The organism is Pseudomonas sp. R62, from assembly GCF_000257605.1.
Classification (GTDB): Bacteria; Pseudomonadota; Gammaproteobacteria; order Pseudomonadales; family Pseudomonadaceae; genus Aquipseudomonas; species Aquipseudomonas atacamensis.
Genome location: NZ_JH635999.1, coordinates 262,328 through 267,381, shown reverse-complemented (window position 1 = coordinate 267,381; position 5,054 = coordinate 262,328). Strand labels below are relative to the sequence as shown.

The following is a 5,054-nucleotide window of genomic DNA, read 5'->3' as shown; positions in this document are numbered from 1 at the left end:
CACACCCGGCTTGGGCCTTGAAGGCGTGGTCGGTGAGCAACGCTTGCGCATCGGTCAGGCCGAATTTGCCTGTGCCCTCAGCGGCGCGGCGCTGCCGTCGATGCCCGATGAAGCCGGTCAATGGCTGCTGCTCGCTGACACCCACGGGCCGCTGGCGTGGCTAGTGCTCGATGATCGTCTGCGTGACGACGCTCCCGCCCTGCTCGCGGCCTGCAAAGCGCGGGGCTGGCGCACCTTGCTATTGTCCGGCGACAGTTCGCCGATGGTCGCCAGTGTCGCCGCCGAACTGGGCATCGACGAGGCCCGTGGCGGCTTGCGCCCCGATGACAAACTGCAAGTGCTGCAACAACTGCACAAGGAAGGACGCAAAGTGTTGATGCTTGGTGACGGCGTCAACGACGTGCCGGTGCTGGCTGCGGCCGATATCAGCGTGGCCATGGGCTCGGCCACCGATCTGGCGAAAACCAGCGCCGATGCGGTGTTGCTGTCCAACCGCCTCGACGCCTTGGTACAGGCCTTCGCGCTGGCGCGACGCACGCGCCGGGTAATCATCGAAAACCTGCTGTGGGCAGCGCTGTACAATGGCCTCATGTTGCCGTTCGCCGCCCTCGGCTGGATCACTCCGGTGTGGGCGGCGGTCGGCATGTCGATCAGTTCGCTGACCGTGGTGCTCAACGCCCTGCGCCTGACTCGCCTGCCGAGCGCGCCGGCCGCCGGCAGCCCGACCCAAACCCGCCCGCTGCCGGCCTGAGCCGCGCGGGCCTGGAGTTACCGATGCCAGCTCTCTACGTGATGATTCCCGCTGCCTTGCTCATCGTCGCCATCGCCGTGTACATCTTCTTCTGGGCGGTGGACAGCGGCCAGTACGACGACCTCGACGGCCCGGCACACAGCATCCTTTTTGACGATCAGGACCCCAACCACACCGCCGCGGTGGACGAAGCCAACGCCGGCAAACCGGACGACAAGGTGCCGCCCCATGCTTGAACTGGCGCCCCTGCTGGTCTCGGCGCTGATCCTCGGCCTGCTCGGAGGCGGCCACTGTCTGGGAATGTGCGGCGGCCTGATGGGCGCGCTGACCCTGGCGATTCCCAAGGAGCAGCGCAGCCGGCGCTTTCGTCTGTTGCTGGCGTATAACCTCGGGCGGATTCTCAGTTATGCCACGGCGGGATTGCTCATCGGCCTCGCCGGCTGGGCAGTCGCCAACAGCCCGGCGGCGCTGTTCATGCGCGTACTGGCCGGGTTGCTGCTGATTGCCATGGGCTTGTACCTGGCCGGTTGGTGGAGCGGGCTCACCCGTATCGAAGCGCTCGGGCGTGGCTTGTGGCGCTTCATTCAACCGCTGGCGAATCGCTTGCTGCCGGTTTCCAGCCTGCCCCGCGCCTTGCTGCTCGGTGCGCTATGGGGCTGGCTGCCGTGCGGGCTGGTTTACAGCACCTTGCTGTGGAGCGCGAGTCAGGGCAATGCGCTGGACAGTGCGTTGCTGATGCTCGCTTTCGGCCTCGGCACCTGGCCGGTGCTGCTCGCCACCGGGCTGGCGGCTGAACGGGTCACGGCGATCCTGCGCAAACGCAGCGTGCGCATGGCGGGTGGCTTGCTGGTGATTCTGTTTGGCTTATGGACCCTTCCCGGCCCGCATCAGCATTGGCTCATGGGCCATTAAATGTGTGACGCGGCCTTCGCGAGCAGGTTCGCTTTCACAGGTCTTGAGTACGCTGCAAATCCAATGTGGGAGCGAGCCTGCTCGCGAAGACGCCCGCACGAACAACACAAATCCTCGCCGTTGATGCAAATCAAGATGCCCTGTAACGCCCTCCCCTAGACTCGCCACACTGCCAGCCTATCCGGGGGAATGCCCGCATGCTCGACGCCATTCGTTGGGACTCTGATCTGATCCGCCGCTACGATCTGGCGGGGCCACGCTACACCTCGTACCCGACCGCCGTGCAATTTCACGGTCAGGTCGGCACTTTCGACCTGTTCCACGCCCTGCGCGACAGCCGCAAGGCGCAGCGGCCGCTGTCGCTGTACGTGCATGTGCCGTTCTGCGCGAACATTTGCTACTACTGCGCCTGCAACAAGGTCATCACCAAGGATCGCGGCCGTGCGCAGCCTTATCTGCAACGGCTCGAGCAGGAAATCCAGTTGATTGCCTGCCACCTCGACCCGGCGCAAACCGTCGAGCAACTGCATTTCGGTGGCGGCACACCGACCTTTCTCAGCCACGACGAGTTGCGTCAGTTGATGGCGCACCTGCGCAAGCATTTCAATCTGCTCAACGATGACTCGGGCGATTACGGCATCGAAATCGACCCGCGCGAGGCCGACTGGTCGACCATGGGCCTGCTGCGCGAACTGGGTTTCAATCGGGTCAGCATTGGCCTGCAAGACCTTGACCCGGCGGTGCAGCGTGCGGTCAATCGCCTGCAAAGTCTGGAAGAAACCCGCGCGGTGATCGATGCGGCGCGAACCCTGCAATTTCGCTCGATCAACATCGATCTGATCTACGGCCTGCCGAAGCAGACGCCCGACAATTTCGCCCGCACCGTCGAGGAAGTGATCAGTCTGCAACCGGATCGCCTCTCGGTATTCAACTACGCACACCTGCCAGAACGCTTCATGCCGCAACGGCGGATCAACAGTCTCGACTTGCCGAGCCCTGCGCACAAACTGGAGATGCTCCAGCGCACCATCGAGCAACTGACCGCTGCCGGCTACCGCTACATCGGCATGGATCACTTCGCCCTGCCCGATGACGAGTTGGCGATCGCTCAGGAAGAACACACCCTGCAGCGCAACTTTCAGGGCTATACCACCCACGGCCATTGCGACCTGATTGGTCTGGGGGTGTCGGCGATCAGCCAGATCGGCGATTTGTACTGCCAGAACAACAGCGACCTCACTGCCTATCAGAACAGCCTGGCCAGCGCGCAGCTGGCGACCAGTCGCGGCCTGGTGTGCAACGCCGACGACCGCTTGCGCCGCGCAGTGATTCAGCAACTGATCTGCAATTTCAAACTTGAATTCGCCGAGATCGAGCAGCAGTTCAACATCGATTTCCAGGGCTATTTCGGCGCGCTGTGGCCGCAGTTGCAAGGTATGGCCGAGGATGGCCTGATCAGGCTTGAGCGCGAGCGCATCGAGGTGTTGCCGGCGGGTCGATTGCTGGTTCGCTCGGTGTGCATGGTCTTCGATGCGTACCTGGAGCAGCAGAACCGCCAGCGTTTCTCCCGAGTGATTTAAGGCTTGGTCAGCAACGAGCCGACCTTGAGGTTCTGGTCAGGATTGAGCGCCGACTGGTTCATGACCTTCGACAAGGAAAGGTTGGCGGTGATCAGGCCGCTGTTGAGGGCGGCGATGGCGCCACGTAATGCGGCGAGCTTGTTAATCTTTTCCTCGTTGGAGAGGGTTCTGTCTGACATGACCGCCGCCATGCGCGCTTTTTTCTCGATGATTTCTTTTTGGATCTTGCGAATCATCTTCAGCAACTGCTGGATGTTCTCCGGCAAGCCACTGTTGTCGATGTCACTGTTTTCGCCGCCGACAGCGGCGGATTTGGCGATGGCCGCGCCGGACAGCGACACTTTGACGCCCTCGACCAAGGTCGGGGTTGCCGTATTCGACAAGGCGTCGTCGCGGTCGATTGCAGCGTCGGGACCGGTTACCTCCGGCGAAGCAGCAATGCCGCTGCTACCGGGGCTTAGCGTGCCAATGGCGGTCATCGGGGCCTTCCTTGGATGAGTACTGATAGTGGGTTATCGGCCGGCGGTGCTGCGGCTTTATGTCTGTAGGACAACGCCGCCGCGTGCTGGCCTGAATGTCCTTCCGTGGGTTACCCTTACGGCTTATGTGTGTTTTCCCACAAGGATTGAAGAAATGTCCGAGCCAGTCAAACTGCGCGCTCACAACCAGGCCCACTGCAAGGATTGCAGCCTGGCCCCGCTCTGCCTGCCACTTTCTCTGAATCTGGAAGACATGGATGCGCTCGACGAAATCGTTAAACGCGGCCGCCCGCTGAAGAAGGGCGAGTTCCTGTTCCGCCAGGGCGACACCTTTGATTCCGTTTATGCAGTCCGCTCCGGCGCGCTGAAGACCTTCAGCCTGAGCGATGCCGGCGAAGAGCAACTGACCGGCTTCCACCTGCCAAGCGAACTGGTTGGCCTGTCGGGCATGGACACCGAAAAACACCCGGTCTCGGCCCAGGCGCTGGAAACCACTTCGGTCTGCGAAATTCCCTTCGAACGCCTCGACGAACTCGCGCTGCAATTGCCACAACTGCGCCGCCAGTTGATGCGGGTGATGAGCCGCGAGATCCGCGACGACCAGCAAATGATGTTGCTGCTGTCGAAGAAGACCGCTGACGAGCGCATCGCTACTTTTCTGGTCAACCTGTCGGCACGTTTCCGTGCTCGCGGCTTCTCGGCCAATCAGTTCCGTCTGAGCATGTCGCGCAATGAGATCGGTAACTACCTGGGCCTGGCGGTGGAAACCGTGTCGCGGGTGTTCACCCGTTTCCAGCAGAACGAATTGATCGCCGCCGAGGGCAAAGAGATTCACATCCTCGACCCGATCCAGCTGTGTGCGCTGGCCGGCGGCTCGATCGAAGGCTGATCACGACCCGCGGTTGAGCGAATCGTTTCAGCCGCGGGTATACTGCGCCGTTTGCAGCCCTGCCAGGACACCCCGATGGTCTTCGACTCCTTCGACATCAAATCCCTGATCCGCCCCGTGATCGACTTCCCGAAACCGGGCGTGATCTTTCGCGACATCACCCCGCTGTTCCAGTCGCCGACGGCCCTGCGCCTGGTGATGGACAGCTTCGCCCATCGCTACGTCGAAGCCGACTTCACCCACATCGGCGCCATGGATGCCCGTGGTTTTCTGATCGGTTCGGTACTGGCCTATCAGTTGAACAAGCCGCTGGTGCTGTTCCGCAAGCAAGGCAAACTGCCGGCGGACGTACTGGCCGAAGGTTATGCGACCGAGTACGGCGAAGCGTTTCTGGAAGTGCACGCCGACAGCCTGTGTGAAGGCGATTCGGTGGTGATGTTCGA

At 62.1% G+C, this 5,054-nt stretch carries 7 protein-coding genes; 6 read left to right on the top strand and 1 reads right to left on the bottom strand.

The annotated features are described in order from the left end of the window. From OQK_RS19570 to hemN, 4 genes are all read left to right on the top strand, one after another. Positions 1–751, top strand: a 751-nt coding sequence (locus OQK_RS19570; RefSeq protein WP_157221959.1) for an HAD-IC family P-type ATPase, incomplete at its 5' end; no start/stop codon positions are given. A gap of 23 nt (positions 752–774) precedes the next feature. Next, positions 775–987, top strand: coding sequence for a cbb3-type cytochrome oxidase assembly protein CcoS (gene ccoS, locus OQK_RS19565; RefSeq protein WP_016773869.1), 213 nt, complete (start codon positions 775–777; stop codon positions 985–987). Beyond that, positions 980–1,663 carry a sulfite exporter TauE/SafE family protein gene (locus OQK_RS19560; RefSeq protein ID WP_016773868.1) on the top strand — a complete coding sequence of 228 codons (684 nt, stop codon included), beginning with the start codon at positions 980–982 and terminating at the stop codon, positions 1,661–1,663. The genes ccoS and OQK_RS19560 overlap by 8 nt, the downstream gene beginning before the upstream one ends. Positions 1,664–1,860: 197 nt before the next feature. Then, complete coding sequence (hemN, locus tag OQK_RS19555) at positions 1,861–3,243, top strand: oxygen-independent coproporphyrinogen III oxidase (protein ID WP_016773867.1); 1,383 nt, start codon at positions 1,861–1,863, stop codon at positions 3,241–3,243. On the opposite strand, the gene OQK_RS19550 is transcribed toward hemN, so the two are convergent. Next, the gene (locus tag OQK_RS19550) at positions 3,240–3,722 is read right to left on the bottom strand and encodes a hypothetical protein (protein WP_016773866.1); all 483 of its coding nucleotides are present in this window, start codon (positions 3,720–3,722) and stop codon (positions 3,240–3,242) included. The two genes, hemN and OQK_RS19550, sit on opposite strands and share 4 nt — an antisense overlap. Positions 3,723–3,876: 154 nt before the next feature. On the opposite strand from OQK_RS19550, the gene fnr reads away from it, so the two are divergent. Both fnr and OQK_RS19540 read left to right on the top strand, forming a co-directional pair. After that, positions 3,877–4,611 carry a fumarate/nitrate reduction transcriptional regulator Fnr gene (fnr, locus tag OQK_RS19545; protein ID WP_016773865.1) on the top strand — a complete coding sequence of 245 codons (735 nt, stop codon included), beginning with the start codon at positions 3,877–3,879 and terminating at the stop codon, positions 4,609–4,611. A gap of 75 nt (positions 4,612–4,686) precedes the next feature. Beyond that, on the top strand, positions 4,687–5,054 hold a 368-nt coding region (locus OQK_RS19540; RefSeq protein WP_016773864.1), incomplete at its 3' end, for an adenine phosphoribosyltransferase.